Below are 18,942 nucleotides of genomic sequence, written 5' to 3'. Positions count from 1 at the left end.
ATTTTTCAATTCTCTTCCTATGCAAGTTGATTAAAGCGCAAGGTTGCCGACTCCTATATGGATCGAGCGATCAGTCTGAAATGAGGAAGTGGCTCGTTCAGTCTCGACAAGCAAGAGTAACTCAAATAAAAAAACCGCTGAACATGATCAGCGGTTGGGGAGGTATCTCCAAAATGTTCCGTACTTTACAGGGACTCGTTCAACTTTTTGCTGCAGTACGAGACGTTTTAATCTCTTTTCTGCTTCTTCACAACTAATCTGATATACAACTGAAACCTCTTTTGTAGCTACAAATGAGTAAGAAGAAAGAAAGTCTTCTAATTCAGGAAGCGGTGAAGGCTCCAATGGAACCTCAGTCATTTCTTTAAGGATCTGCACATAAACATCATAGGAATAACAGCCAGATATTTTAATTCCATCATCATCTGTTTTGTCATTAAAAACAATGAGTGTTGGGATTTGAGTAACATCCATTTCTTGTGAAAATTTTAAATCACAGCGAAGAGCTTTGATCGTTGCTTCTGATGAAAGATCGCTTAAAAATTCATCTTCGTCCAAGTTTACCGAGCGGGCGATATCTAATAAGATGTCATCGTTTCCGATGTTTTGTTTATTCAAAAACAAGTTCTCTCTAAGTTTTCTTAGAAACTTCATGCCTTGTTGTTTGCCTTGAAGCTCAGCAGCTTTTATGGCGAGTGTTGCTTTATGAGGGGCAGAAATAGGATTTTCCAACCATACATCTCCATCACAGCTCATACCAGAAATGGAAGCTGTTTTTTCCCACTTCTCAGCAATCTGTTCAGCTGTATTTATCCCCTTTTTTCGAGGAACGTACGTATTGAGTGATTCAAGGCTGCCACTTACAAAATGGCGTAATGTAAAATAATGGCCGTATTGAACTTGCAACTTTTTTAGAACAGGCTCTAATGACCAGCACTCTGGGCATAGCGGATCGATGACAGAATAGATTTCCAATGGCTTTTGACAGGCATAGTTTTTATTGTTCTCTTGTTCGTCATAAAAGGAATTGGAATTATACAGTGTCAGCATTCTCGCCCCTTTCTGAATCCTCTGTATTAACCATATGAAAAGCAGTCATTTTTAATCGGCTTAACAGTATGTTTTGCAAATCAGGATCTATTTTTTGAATCGTCATCGCCTTTTCCATGCAAGCTATCCAAGCTTTTGCATGAGAATTTGTAATCGGAAAAGGCATGTGACGCGCTCTGAGCATAGGATGTCCATGTTCCTCAGTATATAGTGGCGGTCCGCCAAAAAACTGACTTAAAAATTGAGTTTGTTTATAGGCAGTCTCAGTTAAGTCATCAGGAAAAAGTGGAGAAAGCAATGAATCTTGACTGACTAGATTGTAAAAAGTAGTAACAAGTTTTTCAATACCTTCCTTTTCTCCTAACAGATCATATGGTGTTTTTGATTCGTCAAACATGGTCCAAAAGCTCCTTGCGTCAATTTGTAACTTTATTGTAGCAAGGTTCATGAATAGTAAGCAAACAATATGAATAGAGAAGGATGTTCGTAAGTTTGTAAATTTCCGTAATGCCGCTATAAAATGGAGTATCGAACCCAATAAAAAAACCCTCAGAATTTGAGGGTTATACGAATGATTGATACGTATTCATAATTTTATTAACGTAGGAAATCGTTTCTTTAAAAGGGGGAATACCTTTATATTTTGCTACGTTTCCAGGACCAGCATTATAAGCGGCAAGTGCAAGTTTCTGATTGCCATCATATTTATCAAGCATCATCTTTAAATATTTTGTTCCGGCTTCCACGTTTTGTATAGGGTCGAATGGGTTAGTAACTCCTAACGACCTTGCCGTTGCAGGCATCAGTTGCATCAGTCCTTGAGCACCTGCATGGCTTTCTGCAGTTGTTTTAAAATTAGATTCGTGTTTAATGACTGAACGAATAAGGTTAGGATCCACTTCAAATTTCCTAGCTGTGTTTTCAATCAGCTCATCTAGGTTTTTAGAAGGTATGCTTAACTTTTCACTTGAAGTCGGTAATGCTGGTGTTACTGGTAATGAGTAAGGTGTACTTGTATACGCAGTGAAAGGTTGAAGCGTTTGTCCAAAGTTGGGCTTAACATTAGTTTCCAGATCACTTGTGCCTCCAACATGTGAATAGGCTTCTTGCAACAATGCTGCAAAAGGACTTGCTGATGTATTTTGCATACTAGAGAAAGAAGAAGACGAAGCATTTACATTCAACTGCTGAAGTGCTTGAATTTCCATAAGTGCCTTATATGACTGAATATTCAAGAGATATCCTCCTAAATGGATTAACGTTTTACTTATTTCTACGGCTCTCATTAAAGAATCGAGCAATTTTGCTTTCTGTATCTCTAACAGGAATCTGTTTAATAGAAAGCAATTCATTAAAAGTATTTAGTCCACTAGTATAATCGGCAGATTCGTATTCTATTTCATAGTCGATTTTACCTAAATAATGATTTTCATCTAAAACAAGAAGGCCATCTTTATAAGGAAACTCAACACGAAATGTAGTGAGATTTCCTAAATATGTAATTTTCTTTGCATCGATATTCATTTTACTAATTTGATCAGAGACTTCTCCTGAGGGCAGCGGTTCTCCTTTTAATAATTCTTCAAAAATATGCTTAGAAACATTTTGGTGGGTTTCAAGAATATGTTTGTCTAATTTTTGTTTAAGCGTTAGCGTGTTTTCATTATTTTTTGTTCGAACTCGTAAAGCACTTTTCTGGTGTTTAAGTTCAAAGTATTGGGTATCAAAATAATAGTTGGTCTGTTTATGAAAATCTTCTTGCTGAACATCAAACTCATCGATAAGTTTTAAGAATTCAAGCTGTGTTAGCAAATTCTTAAACTCAATTTCAATTTCTTGAGACACTTGGTTTATCCCCCTATAGCTATACTTAAGTTAACTTATTATCTCATAGCGATTACTGCATCTCAATTTCTTATTAAACTCCTATTTTGTGTTACACTAAACAAGAAGAAACAGGAGGTTGTTAACATGATGCCACGACGATTGAATGTGCAGTCAACTGCATGGAATGAAAATAAGCTGATTTTGCTTATTCAAAATGAATCAAACAAAGGAATTTCTGACTGGAAAGACAGTGAAAGAATGCTAGTAGATTCTGATGGGTTAGCATTCATCTATGTTCTTGAGGATGAAGAAGGATTCATTTATATCTCAATTGATAATAATCATTGGAACGAAGTGAAGAGTGCACTCCAAAAAGATGCGGTTTTCGTTGTTCAAAATGAAAAGAGAGAAGAGCTTGAACTTACTGCTTTCTCTAGAGAAATGGACTTTTTGACAGACAATATACAAGGAAATGCTAACTATGGTCAACAGATGGAAGACGAAGTGATCAAGATTTTTGGAACTGAGGAAAAAGCCCAATGAACATGGACTGGGAAGCGCTATTAATTCCGTACAAGCAAGCAGTTGATGAGCTTAAAATAAAATTTAGAGGTATGCGGGAGCAATTTGAAAAGTCAAATCAGCATTGTCCGATTGAGTTCGTTACGGGAAGAGTGAAACCCATTAAGTCAATCGTGAACAAAGCTTATCAAAAAAACATTCCCGATCAACATCTAGAAACGGAAATTCAAGATTTAGCGGGACTTAGGATCATGTGTCAGTTCACCGACGATATTACCACAGTGATTAACTTGTTACGTCAACGCAATGATTTTACTATTGTTGAAGAACGAGACTATATCACACATAAGAAGCCAAGTGGATATCGGTCGTATCATATCGTTATCGAATACCCTGTTCAAGTACTAGATGGGGAAAAAAAGATTCTTGTAGAAGTTCAAGTCCGCACACTGGCTATGAATTTTTGGGCTACAATCGAACACTCTATGAACTATAAGTATCAGGGACAAATTCCTGAAGATATCCGTCAAAGGTTGCAAAGGGCTGCAGAAGCTGCAAATAGACTAGATGAAGAGATGTCTCAGATCAAAGGGGAAATTCAAGAAGCTCAGCTTGTGTTTTTGGAACGCAATGATAAATCCAATGAAACTAATTTAGGATCATAAAGGATGGAGAGAGAATGAAATTTGCCATCGTATCAAAAGGAGATAACAAATCAAATATTTTAACAGGAAAAATCCGGGCATATTTGGAAGAGTTTGAATTGGTTTATGAAGAAAAAGAACCAGAGATTGTAATAACAGTTGGTGGAGACGGTACTTTGCTTCATGCATTCCATCATTATGTGCATCGCATTGACAAGACTGCTTTTGTTGGTGTTCATACCGGTCACCTTGGCTTTTTTGCAGACTGGCTGCCTGAAGAGGTGGAAAAGCTCGTTATACATATCGCAAAAACACCTTTTCAAATTGTTGAATATCCATTACTTGAGGTTACAGTAAGATATATTGATGGTTTAGATGAAAAAAGATATCTAGCTGTTAACGAATGTACGGTGAAAAGTGTTGAAGGATCCCTCGTTATGGATGTTGAGATCAAAGGAGAAAAATTTGAAACGTTCAGAGGCGATGGTCTTTGTATTTCAACTCCTTCAGGAAGTACGGCTTACAATAAAGCATTAGGTGGAGCGATCATCCACCCGTCTCTTGCATCTATTCAATTATCAGAAATGGCTTCTATCAACAATCGTGTATTCCGAACGATAGGCTCGCCGCTTGTTCTTCCACAGCATCATACTTGTATATTGAAACCAGTAAACGATGTAGATTTTCATATAACGATTGACCATCGATTCTTAGTTCAGAAAAAAGTGAAGTCGATACAATATCGAGTAGCTGAAGAGAAAATTCGTTTTGCTCGTTTTCGTCCTTTTCCATTCTGGAAAAGAGTTAAAGAATCATTCGTCGGAGAATAATATGAATAAATTTACAATTACATGGTATGTGCAAAATGAAGAAGCTCCCATTCTTTTACGGGAGTATTTAAAAAACAAACAGATTTCCAAAGCAGCGCTGACCGATATTAAGTTTCACGGCGGAGCTCTTTTTGTTAACAAAAAAGAAGTAACAGTCAGAACCGCTCTTAATGGTGGTGATGAGGTCACAGTATGGTTTCCTCCAGAAACAAAAAGCTCTTCAATGGAAGCGGAAGATATACCATTAGACATTATTTTTGAAGATCAACATTTTATTGCTGTTCATAAACCAGCTGGAATGCCAACGATTCCTTCGCTTTATCAGCCAAACGGGTCTCTAGCTTCAGCCGTTTTATACTATTATCAGCAACATGATATCCCGGGTACATTTCATGCGGTAAACCGCTTAGACAAAGATACATCAGGTATTGTATTAATAGCTAAACACCGATTCGCCCATTCGCTCATGTCTAAACAGCAAAAAGATAAAGTGATAAAGAGGGAATATATTGCATTTGTTCACGGAGAGTTAAAGGATGAAAGAGGAACGGTGGATCGTCCGATCGCAAGAAATCCAGAGAGTATTATTGAAAGAATGGTAAGTGGAGAAGGCCAGCGATCAATCACTCATTATGAAACAATAGATTATGTGGAAGAAACAAACTTTACCGTTGTCTCATTACGATTAGAAACAGGCAGAACACACCAAATCAGAGTACATATGTCTTCAATCGGTCACCCTCTACTTGGAGATGACTTATATGGTGGTTCATTAGAACTGATTCAACGCCAGGCTTTACATAGTGAGAAAACCTCATTTATCCATCCATTTTCAGAGAAGCTCATTACGTTAAAAGCTGATTTACCTTTAGACATGAAAAATCTTTGGAATCAATGATAAATACGCGCTAAAACGGTAAAAGAGGAGTGTTGCCCATAGGCTCAGCACTCCTCTTTTTTAATCGTGAAAAGACCGAAACTTTTCAGGAACATATGGCATGGCTGACGGTACGCTAATTGTCTCCATTTCAGGATAACGAAGGGCGCTAAGCTTACCACCGAAGACGCATCCTGTATCAATATTCCACGTATTTTGAATATGACGCACTTCTTCAACAGGTGTATGTCCATAAACGATGGTGATTTTTCCAGAGTGATTTCTTGCCCAATCTCTTCTTACGGGGGTTCCATCAGGGTTTGACTTCCCTGTTATATCTCCATATAGAACGAATGTTTTTACTTTATCATGAGTTTGGCCAACATAATCTTCTCGTATTCCTGCATGAGCAACGACTAACTTACCGTGATCAAGATGCAGATAAAGAGGAGCACTTTCGTAAAGGGTACAAAAATGATCTCTGACTTTTTGTCTTTCAACAGGATTGAGCGCGTTAAGTTCCGCAACAGTTGTTTCGAGTCCATGTTTAATCTGAACGTTGCGTCCTAAAAAGTATCGATACAGCTTGTTACAATGATTGCCTGGTGAGTATAGGGCTAGATCATTTTGTACAAGTTCATATACATGTTCCATTACTTTTATTGATTCTGGGCCACGATCCATCAAGTCACCTAAAAATACGAGTTTTCGGTTGTCTTTATGTACAGGAAGGTTGTTATTCCATTGATATCCCAGCTTCGTTACAAGTTCTTCGTATTCCTTAAAACATCCATGAATGTCACCGATAATATCATATTTCATGTCCATCACCTCATAAACATTAGGATACTTCAAAGTCAAAAGAAAAACACCTGATAAATATCAGGTGCTATTCAAACATATATTTAGTCGTTCTCGATCGAACGTTTAATACGAGCCCAAAGGCAATCATGTATGCGAGTATCGAACTTCCTCCATAACTGATGAACGGTAGGGGAATACCTGTAATCGGCATAACTTGAATGTTCATTCCGATGTTCTGGAACACTTGGAAAGTAAGCATACCAATTACTCCTGCACATAAGTAACTTCCAAAAGCTTCATTACTCTCAAGAGCGGTATTGATCATTCTGTAAACCATCAAGAAGAATAGAGAAATAACGATACTTGTTCCGAAGAAACCAAATTCTTCACCGATGATCGAGAAAATAAAATCAGTTTGTGCTTCTGGCAGATAAACAGAACCTTCTGTGAAACCTTTACCAAAAAGCATTCCGCTGCCGATCGCGAGTAGTGCGTTTCTTGTATGATATCCCGCATCTTTATGTTCATACGGTTCAAGCCAAGCGTAGAATCGATTAAGCTGATACTGATCGAGAATATGATCCACAAAAAATTGTGGAAAGGTAAAATATATCCAAACTAGGATTGATATGAACAAGATAAAGGAAAGAATAAGGATAACAATAATTCTCCATCTAATTCCGGATACTAATAAAAGACTTCCTGTGATCGCCATAAATACAAGACTCGTACCTAGGTCAGGCTGCATAAGGACAAGCAGTGTAGGGAAACCAGCAATTAACGCAATTTTACCAAGCAATAACAGGTCTTCATGCAATGTGCGAACAATATACTTTTCATTGTGAGTAGCAATTGTATTGGCGATGGCTATGACTAGAGCCACTTTTACAAGTTCTGAAGGCTGCAAGGCGAAAGGACCAAATCTGTACCAGCTCTGCGCACCATTGATATTTGGAACGATGCTCTCAGGAGCGACTAGAATACCAAGCAGTAACAGGATACCGAACCCATATACGTACCAAGATAATTTTCTAAACTGATCAAAATCTAATACCATAACACCGACTACAGCAATTCCACCGATAACGTACCAAACGAGCTGCTTTATGACGAAGTTGCTGCCGTATTGATCCATCATCTGCGCGCTATAGATGGCAACACAGCTCGTGATGACCATTAAGAACAAAAGAAACAAAAGATTGTAATCGAGTTGCTGCCATGGTGACTTGTGGTTATTCTGCATGTGGATCGACTCCTTAAAGTAAAACAATAACATGTATTATCTTACCTAAAAATAAAGTGTTTGCAAATCATTTTGAGTATAATCGTTTGACATTTCTTTTTCTGCTTTACTATAGTAAACCAATAATATAAAGAAACGACGGAGGTTTTATGGAAGAACATGCATCGTTTACTTCATTAGTATTAGTCATTCTTACAGCATTTTTCGTTCCTATTCTGCTAAACAAATTTAGGCTGCGAGTAATACCTGTTGTTGTAGCGGAAATCATTGTAGGTATTATTCTAGGAAAGAGCGGCTTTGATGTCGTCCATTCTGACGCATGGCTTGAGATCTTATCCGTACTCGGCTTTATTTTCTTAATGTTTTTAAGTGGTCTAGAAATTGATTTTAGTATCTTTGCAGGCGAGTCCAATTCTAAGAAAAAGAAAGCAGAGAAGAAAGAACCGAATCGTTTATTCGTTTCAAGCATCATTTTTCTTTTCATACTGATCCTGTCATACGGATTATCTCTACTTTTTGTTTGGGGTGGCTTTACAGAAAGTGCGTTCTTTATGACGCTTGTTATCTCAACCATCTCACTAGGCGTAGTTGTCCCAACATTAAAAGAAGAAAAGTTATCAAAGACAACCATTGGTCAAATCATCTTATTAGTTGCGGTAATTGCTGATCTTGTAACCATGATTTTACTTGCTCTGTTTGTTTCAATGGAATCAGGAGATCCAAGCAGAATGTGGCTGTTACTTATCCTTTTTGCCGCAGGAGTTCTATTATATTTTGTCGGGAAACAAATGAGACATAGATCATTTCTCGACACGATGTCAAAAGGAACGATACAGCTAGATACACGGGCTGTCTTTACATTAATCATCGTTTTGGTCGGACTTTCTGAATCGGTTGGGGCAGAGAACATATTAGGCGCTTTCTTAGCTGGGGTTCTCGTTTCTCTCCTTTCACCCAATAAACAACTGGTTCATAAACTCGATTCTTTTGGATATGGATTTCTAATACCTATCTTTTTTGTAATGGTAGGGGTTGAACTGGATATTCGTTCGATATTTGCTGATCCTAAAGCATTAGCACTGATACCGTTATTATTGATCGCGTTGCTTATTTCTAAGTTTTTGCCTATTTTGTACCTTCGAAAGTGGTATGACTGGAAAACGGTAACGGCTGCAGGGTTCTTATTAACTTCTACACTGTCGTTGGTGATCGCTGCTGCTAAAATTGGAGAACGAATCAATGTAATTGATGCCCGAACATCATCAGCATTAATCTTAACGGCTGTTATTAGCGCAATCATTACACCTATATTCTTTAAAAAACTGTTTCCGAAAAAAGAGGAAGCGGAAGCGGGTAAAGAACAACTTGTATTTGTTGGTGCCAATCAATTTACACTGCCGTTAACGACAGAGCTTGATCAAACTCGTTTTGAATATCGACTATATCACACGAAACAAGAAGAAAAAGACCAAAAACAACTGGATAGCTTTAAAATACAAGAGCTTGATGATTACGAAACAACAACATTAATGCAGGCAAATGTTTTTGATACAGATATTATTGTATTAGCAACAGGAAGCGATGAAACAAATGAAAACCTTGCTCTGATTGCAAAAGAGGAAGGGGTGGAACGAGTTGTTGCTCGTATTGAGGATCCACTAAAGAGGGATGCACTTAAAGACAAAGGGATTGAAGTATATTCTGTTTACTTTTCTTCTCAAGTGTTACTAAAAGCGTTAATCGAAAATCCTGCGGTAGTGGATATCCTTACAACGTCAGATAATAGTCTGAATGAAATTCTTGTCGAAAACAGTGCTTACCACAGAACAGCTTTAAGAAACTTTCCTTTTCTTGGGGATAGCATTATCGTTCGTATCTACCGAGGAAAAGAGTCAATCGTTCCGCACGGTGATACCGAGATTTTATTAGGAGATAAAATGGTTGTGACGGGCAGTAAGCAACAAGTGCTGCAGATGAGACAAATATTAGGTTAATTCAAAAAGCACTGGCTTTTAAGTCAGTGCTTTTTGTTTGCCTAAAAAAGATAAGTCCTAAATTACTATAAAAATGAGCATGCTAAGCGTAAAGATAAAATATAGGGAGTTGAAATGATATGATGCCAGTTGTTCATTGTCCAAAATGCGGAAAAGAACATGATCTTAATGGAGAGGTCTTAATCGCTCAATCGAATCAAAATGTGATTTATCGCTGTGATTCATGCGGTTTTGAAGTGAAAGATATTCAGACTAGTAAAGGTTAATAGTGAAAATCCTCTCTACTTCTGTTATACTAATTAGGACTTGGTACTAATAACAATTACTAATAAATAAAATGAACAGATTGATGGGGAGGAAGCTTTATATGTATCAGCTATCATTAGAAAACAAAACGTTTGTAGTAATGGGTGTTGCAAATAAGAGAAGTATTGCTTGGGGAATTGCACAATCTCTTTCAAACGCAGGTGCCCGCCTAGTATTTACATATGCAGGCGAAAGATTAGAGAAGAATGTTCGAGATCTAGCAGAATCACTAGGAAGAAACGATTCAATCGTACTTCCATGTGATATTACGAATGATGAAGAAATTAAAAAGACTTTTGCTACATTAAAAGAAGAAGTTGGCGTAATTCATGGACTTGCTCATTGTATCGCTTTTGCGAACACAGAAGAATTAAAAGGCGAGTATTTAAACACAACTCGCGAAGGGTTCCTTCTTGCTCATAATATTTCATCGTATTCCTTGACTGCTGTAGTTAAAGAAGCTCGTCCACTAATGACAGAAGGCGGTAGCATCGTGACGCTAACGTATCTTGGAGGAGAAAGAGTAGTTTCTAACTACAACGTTATGGGTGTGGCGAAAGCATCATTAGACGCAAGTGTGAAGTATATTGCAAGTGACGTAGGTAAAGACGGAATTCGCGTGAACGCCATTTCAGCTGGACCGATTCGTACCCTTGCTGCTAAAGGAATCGGCGACTTTAACTCTGTACTAAAAGAGATCGAAGAAAAATCACCACTTCGTAAAGCAAATACACAAGAAGAAGTAGGCGATGCTGCACTGTTCTTGATGAGTGACTTGGCTCGTGGAATCACGGGAGAAATTCTTCACGTGGATAGTGGTTATAACACAATCGCTAGATAATTAAATGATAATAAAAACCCCTTCGAAGGCTCACAATGGGCTCCGAAGGGGTTTTTTGACGTTTTACCTTGCTCTCAATGGGAAGGTAAACCGTTTGGTAATTGCAGTCTCTATTAACCTAGAGCTCCTGCGCCGTTTCCTGTAGTTTGTGGTACGCATACGATACCACAAATGCAGCGACAGTCGATTACAAACGTTTGGTTTAACGCAGTCGTTGCATCCAAGTAAGAGAATACTGCACAGCTGCTGTCGTCGTCAAAACGAACTAATGTAAAGATAGTAGGTGTAGTTTCTCCACCAAGAGAAAGAGGTGTAGAAGCACCTTTCAATACGATTAGAAGTCTTTGCTGAGCAGCCATGCTGCAGAAATTACCGTTTGTGTTTGCGATGTTGTTTAACAACTCACATACACAAGACTTGTTTCTTGACCGTGATCCACCTGCAGCTTCTCCATTTCCGCCACAGCAAGATCCTTTAAATAGGCTAGACATTAAATTGCCTCCTTATAGATTAGATACATGTACCTGAACGTTTCATCAGGGTTAATATACTATATTAAAGCAGGCTATTATTTGCATGAGACATGTACCTAGTTAATGCCCAATCTTCTATAAATAGGTTTTAGCCCTTTCTTCTAAACTTCTTAAATTTCCGCTCATATACTAGTCGATTCATCTATGCACAAGTTGTAATTTTTCATATCTATATATAAAGCTAGTACAAATTTTAGCTAGCTTGTTTTATTCCTGAAGGGAGAAAGATTTATATGGCGATTTTTGGAACACAAAACTTAAGAGCGAGATTAATTCAAGCTGCACGACTAGCTACGAACATTGATGTTATTTATGTACCAACAACTCAAGTAGCAGCAGCTCCAGATCTAACTGCAGTGACTATTACTGAGGTACAAGCAGACTTCATCATTGTAAACGATGGAACTGTTAACTATTTAGTACCTATCGATAAGATCATCACAATCCAAGATATTAGCATCTAATTGTAATTTTGTTAAGAAAGGAGTTGTAATAATGGGATTGATTTTTAGAAGATTGTTCAATGGATTACTTGGACAAAATACAGTTATCACGCAAGTATACACTAGCTGTGAGGAAACAAATCTTTTTGGTGTCACTGTTGTTAGTGTTGAAGAAAATTTTGTGGTATTCTCTGGTGCAGGTTCTGGTGCAGGATCAACGTATTATATCCGCATAGACCATATTCTTGGTATCGAAATTTAATTCAACGAAGACTTCATGTTTACATGAAGTCTTTTCAATTTATTTAGAAAGGGTTAATAGATGAGCAAGTTAAATATACTCTTTATATCAAAAAACACTAGCCAATTTATTGATAAATCAAGTCATTATTTATACCAAGAACTTCAAAAACATGTGAATGTTGAAGTGTGGAGCGAACATGCTTCTATACAATATATTCTTTCACGTGTTCAAAGGAAACCTGATTTCATATTATTTAATGATATTCACAAAAACTATAGTCCGTTTATAAATGGACTGGAGACATTGAACGTACCATCTGGGATGATCGTTCACGATCTGCATTACAACCCAAAATTACGTGAGAGGATTATGAAATTAAGTTGTATTAAAGTTTTATTTCCTCATTATAAAGAAGCTTTTATCCAAACTTTTCCTTCACTATCAGATAAGGTACATTGGTTCCCTCATCATGTGAACGAAAATGTTTTCAAAGATTACCAGATTACAAAAGAAACAGACGTTTTAATGGTAGGTGCAAACTATCCGCATCTTTATCCTCTTAGAGCCAAGATCATGCAAGAGATGAAAACTTTTAGTGGTTTTAAAACCTTTAAGCATCCAGGATATCGTGATATAAAAGCGCATGAGAAAGAAATTATCTCAGGCGCAGAATATGCAAAAGAAATGAATGCTGCCAAGTTATTTATTACATGTGATTCGATCTATCAATATCCACTTTTGAAGTATTTCGAAGTATTAGCCTCAAATACATTGTTGCTAGCTCCAGGTTCACCAGAATTAAATGAACTTGGATTTATTGATGGTCAAACATTCGTACAAATTGATCTCAATAATTATAAAGAAAAGATCACTTATTACCTTGCTAACGAAATAGAACGGAATGTTATCGCTAGACAAGGATATGAGATGGTTCACGAGAGACATACCTCAAGCAAAAGAGCTCTTGAAATGATACACAAAATACAAACAATTATTGAAAGGAAACTTTGAATGGATAAAGTATCTATTATTATCCCATTTTACAACTGTACTTATGTCACACACGCCATACAAAGTGCGTTGAATCAAACGTACAAACATATTGAAATTATTGTCGTAAATGATGGATCGTTTCAACATAACGAGAAATTAGACGCTTTTAGAGATCAGGTAACGATTCTCTCAAAACCAAACGGTGGAACGGCAAGTGCATTGAATACAGGCATTAAAGCTGCAAGTGGTGACTTTATTTGCTGGCTAAGTTCTGATGACATGTTTCTTCCAAACAAAGTAGAACGTCAGGTTGCTTTTATGAATGAAGTAGGCGCGCTGATAAGCAGTACGAACTTCAGACTTATGAATGAGGATAATGTTCTTACAAGTTCAACACTCGGTTTCGATAACACTGATTATTTGGCATTTCTAAAAGTTATGAGAAGAAGCTGTGTGATCAATGGATGTACAGTTATGATGGATAAAAAACTCATTCAGCAAATAGGATACTTTGATGAAGAGCTTCCGAGTACGCAAGATTATGATTATTGGTTACGAGTAATCTGTTCGGACATCCTATTTTTTCACTACAATCAGCCGTTAACCCATTATCGCGTGCACAGTGAAATGGGTTCACAGGTACGTAAACCGTCGATAGGAAAAGAAGTTAAGCTTGTCTCTAAAAGATATAAAAGAATGATGACTCAACAGATCGTTAAACGAATTAAAGGCACATAAAAAAGCCCTCTTTAGGAGCTTTTTTTTTGTGAACAAACTTAGGATATCTGTATTTTATTTTAAAATATTAATAAATTCTTGGGCATACGTATCCAGGTTAAATACATCTAAGTGATTGTATGCTTGATCTATAATACTAGAACGTAACACCACATTGTTAACTAGTTCTAATGCTTCCGGAACAGCCGTTTCAATTCTAGCATTCGTGTAAAATTTACCAGTTTGATTATGAGCGATGAATGCTTTTACACCATCTGAATCAGAAGAGAGAACAGGGCATCTGCAGCTCATCGCCTCAATGACTGCGTACCCGAATCCTTCCACTTTAGAAGTCGATAATAAGAATCCTCCAGAATCCCCGATCATGGAGAAGTAGTTGGCCATCTGTTTATGAGGGATGTTCGCATGCAGCTTTAGTGAAGTGCTTAACCCCATCTGAGTCACCAGTCTATTAAACTTCATCCGCTCCTTTTGATCGCCTAGTGTATCGTCTATGAACATCCAAAATTGAGTGTCAGGTCTATGCTTTAAGAAGCGAAAGGAAAACTCTAAATAATCTTTCCAATTTTTATTCTCTTCAATTCTCCCAACCCAGCCAACGATCGGAAAGCTCGGTTTTTCCATTGAAACATAACAAAATTCATCTTTATCAAAACAATTATGAAAGCAATATTTAGGTGTGGAAGGATAGTAGGCATGAATCAAGTTGATTAGATGAGGTGTATTAGGAAAAAGGATTCCGTTAGAATATGTTTCCACGTTCGGCTTTGCCTGAAGCAGAATTTTTTCAGCGTTTTGGTAACTACCTAACCCTTGCACCTCATATATAAGTTTACCTGTAAACCCAAGCTTTCTTATACGATGAAGTAAGTTAATGTCTGAGCAAACGAAGATGGCATCAAAATCATCCATTATTATTCTTTTAATCTCTTCATCATTATTTGTGATATAAGTAGTAATCTCAGAAATGTTTTGCATGCCTGTACCATTCTGAAGGTAGAGAAGATGACAGTCGATGCCGTGGTTCTTAAGGGCTTTACAGCGTTGACGGTTCAATGTTTCCATGCCGCCGCTAGGTAAATAAAAAACAAACAAAATTTTAGCTGTGATCATACGGTAGCTCCTTTTAATTTCTATAAGCCATTGTATGAATTCATAGAAAAGATGTTCTAAACACTCACTCTGAAGGGGTGCCTTTTTTTGTTTGTACAGGGTAGGGGTCTAGTCCACATTGGGAATACAATCATAGTTTAATATAAAGTTTTAATTTTAATTATGGAAGGAGAGTTTCATTGAAAATAGTAACTATTCTTGGAACACGTCCTGAGATCATACGGCTAAGTTTGATCATCAAAAAACTAGATCAATTAGCAGATCAACATGTTTTGATTCACACAGGTCAAAACTTCACACCTTCATTAAATGACGTGTTTTTCCAAGAGTTTCAACTTAGAAAGCCAGACTATATTTTAATGAGACAACAATTTTCTTTCGGAAATCAAATTGCACATCTGTTTTCAGAGCTAGAGAAAATATTGCTACACGAGAAGCCGGATAAAGTTTTGGTCCTAGGTGATACGAACAGTGCTCTTTCTTCTATTGTTACAGAAAGGTTAAACATACCAGTTGTGCATATGGAAGCGGGTAACAGATGTTTTGACCTAAATGTACCAGAAGAGAAAAACAGAAAAGTAATTGACGCCATCTCTACCTTTAATCTGCCATATACCAAATACAGCAGAGAGAACTTAATAAGAGAAGGTGTTCCTGTTAACCGAATCATGGTTTCAGGTAACCCGATCTATGAAGTATTAACTCAATTTGCAGAACAGATTGATAATAGCAGAATTCTAGAAAAATTAAATGTTTCCAAAGGAAAGTATATGTTAGTCACAGCCCATCGTGCTGAGAACGTGGACAATCACGGTCATTTAAAAGAGATATTAACAGGTTTAAATTTAGTTGTAGAACATTTTAAAATGCCAATCATCTGCTCTATCCACCCACGCACAAAATCAAGGATTCTAGAAAGCAGCACGGTACAGATGAACCCATTCGTACAATTTCATGAACCATTTGGATTCTTTGACTTTGTAAAGTTAGAAAAGCACGCATTTTGTGCACTAACAGATAGTGGGACCGTTCAAGAGGAATGTTGTTTATTCCAAGTGCCGACTGTAACGATGAGAAATAGTACCGAGCGGCCAGAAACCGTTGAGTGTGGCAGCAATTGTGTATCAGGTGTTTCAGCCACACAAATTTTAGCTTCAGTAAAAGTAATGACAAATCAGAAGAAGCAATGGTCCATTCCCGAAGGCTATGGAGATTTAGATGTTTCAGATCGAGTCGTAAAGTTTATTTTAGGAGGAAATAGTATTGTTTAATAAAAGAATTTTAATTACGGGGGGCACGGGATCTTGGGGTCATGAGCTAGTCAAACAGCTTCTGCCAAAAGAACCGAAAGAAATAATCGTTCTCTCGCGTAATGAAGCAAGTCAAGTAGCTATGCAAAGACAGTTTGATTATAATCCCAGGCTTACCTTTATGATCGGTGATATCAGAGATAAAGATTCCTTGATGAGAGCGAGCGAAGGCATCGATTATATCTATCATCTTGCAGCATTAAAGCATGTGCCGATCTGTGAGCTTCAACCTTATGAAGCACTGAAAAGTAATATTCAAGGAACACAAAACGTAATCGAAACAGCCATTCATCATAAGGTAACAAAAGTAATCTATATTTCAACTGACAAAGCGGCGAATCCTTCTAATCTTTACGGAATGACGAAAGCGATCGGTGAAAAGTTAATCATCCATGCAAACCTATTAAGTAAGCATACACGATTTGTCTGCGTAAGAGGGGGTAATGTTTTAGGCACAAATGGTAGTGTTATTCACGTGTTTAAAAGTCAGATTAAGAATAAAGGTCAAGTAGGTATAACTGATTTTGAGATGACGCGGTTCTTCTTAACTTTAGAAGAAGCGATCAGTCTATTATTTAAAGCCACTTATGAAAGTGTAGGCGGGGAGATCTTTGTTATGAAGATGCCTACGTGTAAGATTACAGATCTAGCACAAGTTCTTATTGATGCTTCAGGAGAAAAAGGGGTAAAGATGATCGAACTTGGAAAACGTCCAGGAGAGAAGCTTCATGAAATCCTATTATCTGAATATGAAAGTACAACGACAGTCCTTTTTGATAATGAATACTTTGTAATTCTACCTACTATTGATATAGACGGATTGAATGAACACTATGCATCTTTCGATAAAGTAGAGCTTGAAAGCTATAGTTCTGAGACGGATTTAATGACGAAAAAAGAGATTCATCAGATGCTCGTTGAAGGTGGATTTCTGTCTTGAAGATCATGATTTTAGGGGCGAATGGGATGGCTGGTCATATGATCGCCTCCTATTTCAAAACAAAGACAACACATGAGCTCCTTCTGACTTCTAGAGATGGAACGGAGGGCCATATCCAGCTGGATGCAACGAATCTAACTCAGATTGCTGAAGTTGTTCAGCATCATAAACCAGATCTTATTATTAATGGCATCGGTCTATTAAACGAATATGCTGCCATCCATCAAAGAGACGCAATCCTTGTAAACAGCTTACTTCCACACGAATTAGCTAAACAACTCAATGGGTATGGAGGCAAGTTGATCCACATTAGTACAGATTGCGTGTTTAGTGGACATCAAGGTAATTACAATGAAGAATCGGTACCAGATGGCTTATCGATGTATGCTAAAACAAAACAGCTTGGAGAAATAAAAACACAACCTCATCTAACGATTCGAACTTCCATTATCGGTCCTGAGTTGAAGAATGGCATCGGTTTATTTCACTGGTTTATTCAACAAAAGGGAACCATCAGAGGTTTTACTCATGTGAAATGGAACGGTGTTACAACCTTAGAACTTGCTAAATTTATTGATCATACCATCACTAATCCAATAACAGGTCTTTACCATTTAACCGCTCCAGAAGTTCTTTCGAAGTATGAACTTTTAAAGATTATCAAGGATATCTATCAGAAGGATGACGTTGATATTATCCCGCATACTGAGCCACGATTAGATCGAACACTCTTTAACACAAGGACAGATTCTACATTTAAGGTCGCATCTTATGAAAAACAGGTACAAGATTTAAAAGATTGGTTGAAATGAAAAAAAAGATCGTAATAACAGGTGCAACTGGATTTACAGGGCTTCATGCCTGTCAGTACTTTGTGGATAAAGGATATGAAGTAATAGGCATTTCAAGAAGTTCCTTTTCTATTTCGAAGGTGCATGCAGAAACATGTGATCTTTTAAACAAAGCAAGTATTTCGGAAATCCTAAACAAGCATAAACCTAACTTCTGCCTTCATTTGGCAGGTGTGAATTCTGTACTTCATTCATGGGAAGACCCTATCTCGACGATTGAAGCAAATGTTCTAGGAACACTTTATTTACTTGAAGCTATTCGTTCATCAGTCCCATCGTGCCGAACAGTAATTGTTACCTCAGCACTTTCGGGAAAGGATCATCCGTATGGAGTGAGTAAACAGCTTCAACAAAACCTAGTGATGGACTGGACGCATCTGTTTGATCTTCAAGTTATGGTAGCAAAACCATGTAATTTAATCGGACCAGGCACATCACCTGGTTTCGTTTCTTTTTTAGCAAAGCGTATTATCAACATGGAGAATACTGGTAATAAAAGTGCTATTAATATCAGTCATCTTGGAAACAAGCGAGAGTTCTTAGATGTAAGAGATGCGATATCTGCTTATGAAGTTCTGTTGAAGAAAGGCCATCATAATAAGACCTACGAAATAGGATCAGGAAAGATGACAACACTGTTAGAGATAGCTGATATCTTTCAAACGTTTACGAAAGAAAAACTGACTTTGTTAGAGACAGCCGCTTCTCCAGAAAAAAGTCCCAATGTCATGGATTCAAAACTCTTACAAGAACTCCATTGGCAGAAAAAATACCCATTAGAAATTTCGATACAGCAAACTCTTACATTTTACAGATCAATCAGTTAATATAACAAGTTA

General features: G+C 37.3%; 23 protein-coding genes. 15 read left to right on the top strand and 8 right to left on the bottom strand.

Annotated features, from left to right (window positions below; genetic code table 11):
• Window positions 1–147: 147 nt before the first annotated feature.
• The 4 genes from IHV12_RS14395 to IHV12_RS14380 form a co-directional block, all read right to left on the bottom strand.
• Entirely contained in the window at window positions 148–1,050 is a 903-nt protein-coding gene (locus IHV12_RS14395; protein ID WP_197191265.1) for a ClpXP adapter SpxH family protein, read from the bottom strand.
• Window positions 1,034–1,447: a globin gene (locus tag IHV12_RS14390; protein ID WP_137789850.1), complete on the bottom strand. Its 414-nt coding sequence runs from the start codon at window positions 1,445–1,447 to the stop codon at window positions 1,034–1,036. Before IHV12_RS14390 ends, IHV12_RS14395 begins: the two co-directional genes overlap by 17 nt.
• A gap of 166 nt (window positions 1,448–1,613) precedes the next feature.
• On the bottom strand, window positions 1,614–2,285 hold the full coding sequence (locus tag IHV12_RS14385) for a lytic transglycosylase domain-containing protein (RefSeq protein WP_231620742.1): 672 nt from the start codon (window positions 2,283–2,285) through the stop codon (window positions 1,614–1,616).
• A gap of 28 nt (window positions 2,286–2,313) precedes the next feature.
• The gene (locus IHV12_RS14380; protein ID WP_197191264.1) at window positions 2,314–2,895 is read right to left on the bottom strand and encodes a CYTH domain-containing protein; all 582 of its coding nucleotides are present in this window, start codon (window positions 2,893–2,895) and stop codon (window positions 2,314–2,316) included.
• A 126-nt stretch (window positions 2,896–3,021) separates the two neighbouring features.
• Here IHV12_RS14380 and IHV12_RS14375 point away from each other — a divergent pair, with 126 nt between their 5' ends.
• From IHV12_RS14375 to IHV12_RS14360, 4 genes are read left to right on the top strand one after another with little or no spacing between them, the layout of a single operon-like run.
• Window positions 3,022–3,420, top strand: a complete 399-nt coding sequence (locus tag IHV12_RS14375; protein WP_197127542.1) for a hypothetical protein — start codon at window positions 3,022–3,024, stop codon at window positions 3,418–3,420.
• A gap of 2 nt (window positions 3,421–3,422) precedes the next feature.
• A complete protein-coding gene (locus IHV12_RS14370) occupies window positions 3,423–4,064 on the top strand; it encodes a GTP pyrophosphokinase (RefSeq protein WP_197128202.1) in 642 nt (213 codons plus the stop codon).
• Between the two features lie 14 nt (window positions 4,065–4,078).
• Window positions 4,079–4,873 carry an NAD kinase gene (locus IHV12_RS14365; RefSeq protein WP_197191263.1) on the top strand — a complete coding sequence of 265 codons (795 nt, stop codon included), beginning with the start codon at window positions 4,079–4,081 and terminating at the stop codon, window positions 4,871–4,873.
• Between the two features lies 1 nt (window position 4,874).
• The gene (locus IHV12_RS14360) at window positions 4,875–5,771 is read left to right on the top strand and encodes an RluA family pseudouridine synthase (RefSeq protein WP_197191262.1); all 897 of its coding nucleotides are present in this window, start codon (window positions 4,875–4,877) and stop codon (window positions 5,769–5,771) included.
• A gap of 60 nt (window positions 5,772–5,831) precedes the next feature.
• On the opposite strand, the gene prpE is transcribed toward IHV12_RS14360, so the two are convergent.
• Together prpE and IHV12_RS14350 are read right to left on the bottom strand one after the other, a co-directional pair.
• Window positions 5,832–6,572: a bis(5'-nucleosyl)-tetraphosphatase PrpE gene (gene prpE / locus IHV12_RS14355; RefSeq protein WP_197191261.1), complete on the bottom strand. Its 741-nt coding sequence runs from the start codon at window positions 6,570–6,572 to the stop codon at window positions 5,832–5,834.
• Window positions 6,573–6,639: 67 nt separating this feature from the next.
• Window positions 6,640–7,797: an FtsW/RodA/SpoVE family cell cycle protein gene (locus IHV12_RS14350; RefSeq protein WP_197127546.1), complete on the bottom strand. Its 1,158-nt coding sequence runs from the start codon at window positions 7,795–7,797 to the stop codon at window positions 6,640–6,642.
• 149 nt (window positions 7,798–7,946) lie between these two features.
• On the opposite strand from IHV12_RS14350, the gene IHV12_RS14345 reads away from it, so the two are divergent.
• From IHV12_RS14345 to fabI, 3 genes are all read left to right on the top strand, one after another.
• Window positions 7,947–9,791 (top strand): monovalent cation:proton antiporter family protein, encoded by a 1,845-nt coding sequence (locus IHV12_RS14345; protein WP_197191260.1) that lies wholly within the window; start codon window positions 7,947–7,949, stop codon window positions 9,789–9,791.
• Between the two features lie 119 nt (window positions 9,792–9,910).
• Window positions 9,911–10,057 carry a hypothetical protein gene (locus IHV12_RS14340; RefSeq protein WP_197191259.1) on the top strand — a complete coding sequence of 49 codons (147 nt, stop codon included), beginning with the start codon at window positions 9,911–9,913 and terminating at the stop codon, window positions 10,055–10,057.
• A 101-nt stretch (window positions 10,058–10,158) separates the two neighbouring features.
• A complete protein-coding gene (fabI, locus tag IHV12_RS14335) occupies window positions 10,159–10,938 on the top strand; it encodes an enoyl-ACP reductase FabI (protein WP_197191258.1) in 780 nt (259 codons plus the stop codon).
• A 113-nt stretch (window positions 10,939–11,051) separates the two neighbouring features.
• On the opposite strand, the gene IHV12_RS14330 is transcribed toward fabI, so the two are convergent.
• On the bottom strand, window positions 11,052–11,429 hold the full coding sequence (locus IHV12_RS14330) for a hypothetical protein (protein ID WP_197127549.1): 378 nt from the start codon (window positions 11,427–11,429) through the stop codon (window positions 11,052–11,054).
• A gap of 275 nt (window positions 11,430–11,704) precedes the next feature.
• Between IHV12_RS14330 and IHV12_RS14325 the strand changes: the two genes are divergently transcribed.
• The 4 genes from IHV12_RS14325 to IHV12_RS14310 are packed head-to-tail and all read left to right on the top strand — an operon-like array spanning window position 11,705 to window position 13,889.
• A complete protein-coding gene (locus IHV12_RS14325; RefSeq protein ID WP_197191257.1) occupies window positions 11,705–11,935 on the top strand; it encodes a hypothetical protein in 231 nt (76 codons plus the stop codon).
• A 31-nt stretch (window positions 11,936–11,966) separates the two neighbouring features.
• On the top strand, window positions 11,967–12,176 hold the full coding sequence (locus IHV12_RS14320; protein ID WP_197191256.1) for a hypothetical protein: 210 nt from the start codon (window positions 11,967–11,969) through the stop codon (window positions 12,174–12,176).
• Between the two features lie 60 nt (window positions 12,177–12,236).
• Window positions 12,237–13,169 (top strand): glycosyltransferase, encoded by a 933-nt coding sequence (locus tag IHV12_RS14315; RefSeq protein ID WP_197191255.1) that lies wholly within the window; start codon window positions 12,237–12,239, stop codon window positions 13,167–13,169.
• Entirely contained in the window at window positions 13,170–13,889 is a 720-nt protein-coding gene (locus IHV12_RS14310) for a glycosyltransferase (RefSeq protein ID WP_197191254.1), read from the top strand.
• A gap of 54 nt (window positions 13,890–13,943) precedes the next feature.
• Here the strand turns inward: IHV12_RS14310 and IHV12_RS14305 are convergent, their stop codons facing one another.
• The gene (locus IHV12_RS14305) at window positions 13,944–15,002 is read right to left on the bottom strand and encodes a glycosyltransferase family 4 protein (RefSeq protein ID WP_197191253.1); all 1,059 of its coding nucleotides are present in this window, start codon (window positions 15,000–15,002) and stop codon (window positions 13,944–13,946) included.
• 179 nt (window positions 15,003–15,181) lie between these two features.
• On the opposite strand from IHV12_RS14305, the gene wecB reads away from it, so the two are divergent.
• From wecB to IHV12_RS14285, 4 genes are read left to right on the top strand one after another with little or no spacing between them, the layout of a single operon-like run.
• Window positions 15,182–16,273, top strand: a complete 1,092-nt coding sequence (gene wecB, locus IHV12_RS14300; RefSeq protein ID WP_197191252.1) for a non-hydrolyzing UDP-N-acetylglucosamine 2-epimerase — start codon at window positions 15,182–15,184, stop codon at window positions 16,271–16,273.
• Entirely contained in the window at window positions 16,266–17,252 is a 987-nt protein-coding gene (locus IHV12_RS14295) for a polysaccharide biosynthesis protein (protein ID WP_197191251.1), read from the top strand. The genes wecB and IHV12_RS14295 overlap by 8 nt, the downstream gene beginning before the upstream one ends.
• A gap of 5 nt (window positions 17,253–17,257) precedes the next feature.
• Window positions 17,258–18,064 carry a dTDP-4-dehydrorhamnose reductase family protein gene (locus tag IHV12_RS14290; RefSeq protein ID WP_370568818.1) on the top strand — a complete coding sequence of 269 codons (807 nt, stop codon included), beginning with the start codon at window positions 17,258–17,260 and terminating at the stop codon, window positions 18,062–18,064.
• Window positions 18,061–18,930: an NAD-dependent epimerase/dehydratase family protein gene (locus IHV12_RS14285; RefSeq protein WP_197191249.1), complete on the top strand. Its 870-nt coding sequence runs from the start codon at window positions 18,061–18,063 to the stop codon at window positions 18,928–18,930. The genes IHV12_RS14290 and IHV12_RS14285 overlap by 4 nt, the downstream gene beginning before the upstream one ends.
• Window positions 18,931–18,942: the final 12 nt, after the last annotated feature.

It is taken from the genome of Fictibacillus sp. 7GRE50, assembly GCF_015903875.1.
GTDB classification, from domain to species: domain Bacteria; phylum Bacillota; class Bacilli; order Bacillales; family Fictibacillaceae; genus Fictibacillus; species Fictibacillus phosphorivorans.
Note: the sequence above shows the minus strand (reverse complement) of the source record. Positions and strands in the feature narration are given on the sequence as shown.

Coding starts and splice junctions, on each gene's coding strand:
- IHV12_RS14395 (WP_197191265.1), bottom strand. CDS start 1,050: ATGCTGACACTGTATAATTCCAATTCCTTTTATGACGAACAAGAGAAC.
- IHV12_RS14390 (WP_137789850.1), bottom strand. CDS start 1,447: ATGTTTGACGAATCAAAAACACCATATGATCTGTTAGGAGAAAAGGAA.
- IHV12_RS14375 (WP_197127542.1), top strand. CDS start 3,022: ATGATGCCACGACGATTGAATGTGCAGTCAACTGCATGGAATGAAAAT.
- IHV12_RS14370 (WP_197128202.1), top strand. CDS start 3,423: ATGGACTGGGAAGCGCTATTAATTCCGTACAAGCAAGCAGTTGATGAG.
- IHV12_RS14365 (WP_197191263.1), top strand. CDS start 4,079: ATGAAATTTGCCATCGTATCAAAAGGAGATAACAAATCAAATATTTTA.
- IHV12_RS14360 (WP_197191262.1), top strand. CDS start 4,875: ATGAATAAATTTACAATTACATGGTATGTGCAAAATGAAGAAGCTCCC.
- prpE (WP_197191261.1), bottom strand. CDS start 6,572: ATGAAATATGATATTATCGGTGACATTCATGGATGTTTTAAGGAATAC.
- IHV12_RS14350 (WP_197127546.1), bottom strand. CDS start 7,797: ATGCAGAATAACCACAAGTCACCATGGCAGCAACTCGATTACAATCTT.
- IHV12_RS14345 (WP_197191260.1), top strand. CDS start 7,947: ATGGAAGAACATGCATCGTTTACTTCATTAGTATTAGTCATTCTTACA.
- IHV12_RS14340 (WP_197191259.1), top strand. CDS start 9,911: ATGATGCCAGTTGTTCATTGTCCAAAATGCGGAAAAGAACATGATCTT.
- fabI (WP_197191258.1), top strand. CDS start 10,159: ATGTATCAGCTATCATTAGAAAACAAAACGTTTGTAGTAATGGGTGTT.
- IHV12_RS14330 (WP_197127549.1), bottom strand. CDS start 11,429: ATGTCTAGCCTATTTAAAGGATCTTGCTGTGGCGGAAATGGAGAAGCT.
- IHV12_RS14325 (WP_197191257.1), top strand. CDS start 11,705: ATGGCGATTTTTGGAACACAAAACTTAAGAGCGAGATTAATTCAAGCT.
- IHV12_RS14320 (WP_197191256.1), top strand. CDS start 11,967: ATGGGATTGATTTTTAGAAGATTGTTCAATGGATTACTTGGACAAAAT.
- IHV12_RS14315 (WP_197191255.1), top strand. CDS start 12,237: ATGAGCAAGTTAAATATACTCTTTATATCAAAAAACACTAGCCAATTT.
- IHV12_RS14310 (WP_197191254.1), top strand. CDS start 13,170: ATGGATAAAGTATCTATTATTATCCCATTTTACAACTGTACTTATGTC.
- IHV12_RS14305 (WP_197191253.1), bottom strand. CDS start 15,002: ATGATCACAGCTAAAATTTTGTTTGTTTTTTATTTACCTAGCGGCGGC.
- IHV12_RS14290 (WP_370568818.1), top strand. CDS start 17,258: ATGATTTTAGGGGCGAATGGGATGGCTGGTCATATGATCGCCTCCTAT.
- IHV12_RS14285 (WP_197191249.1), top strand. CDS start 18,061: ATGAAAAAAAAGATCGTAATAACAGGTGCAACTGGATTTACAGGGCTT.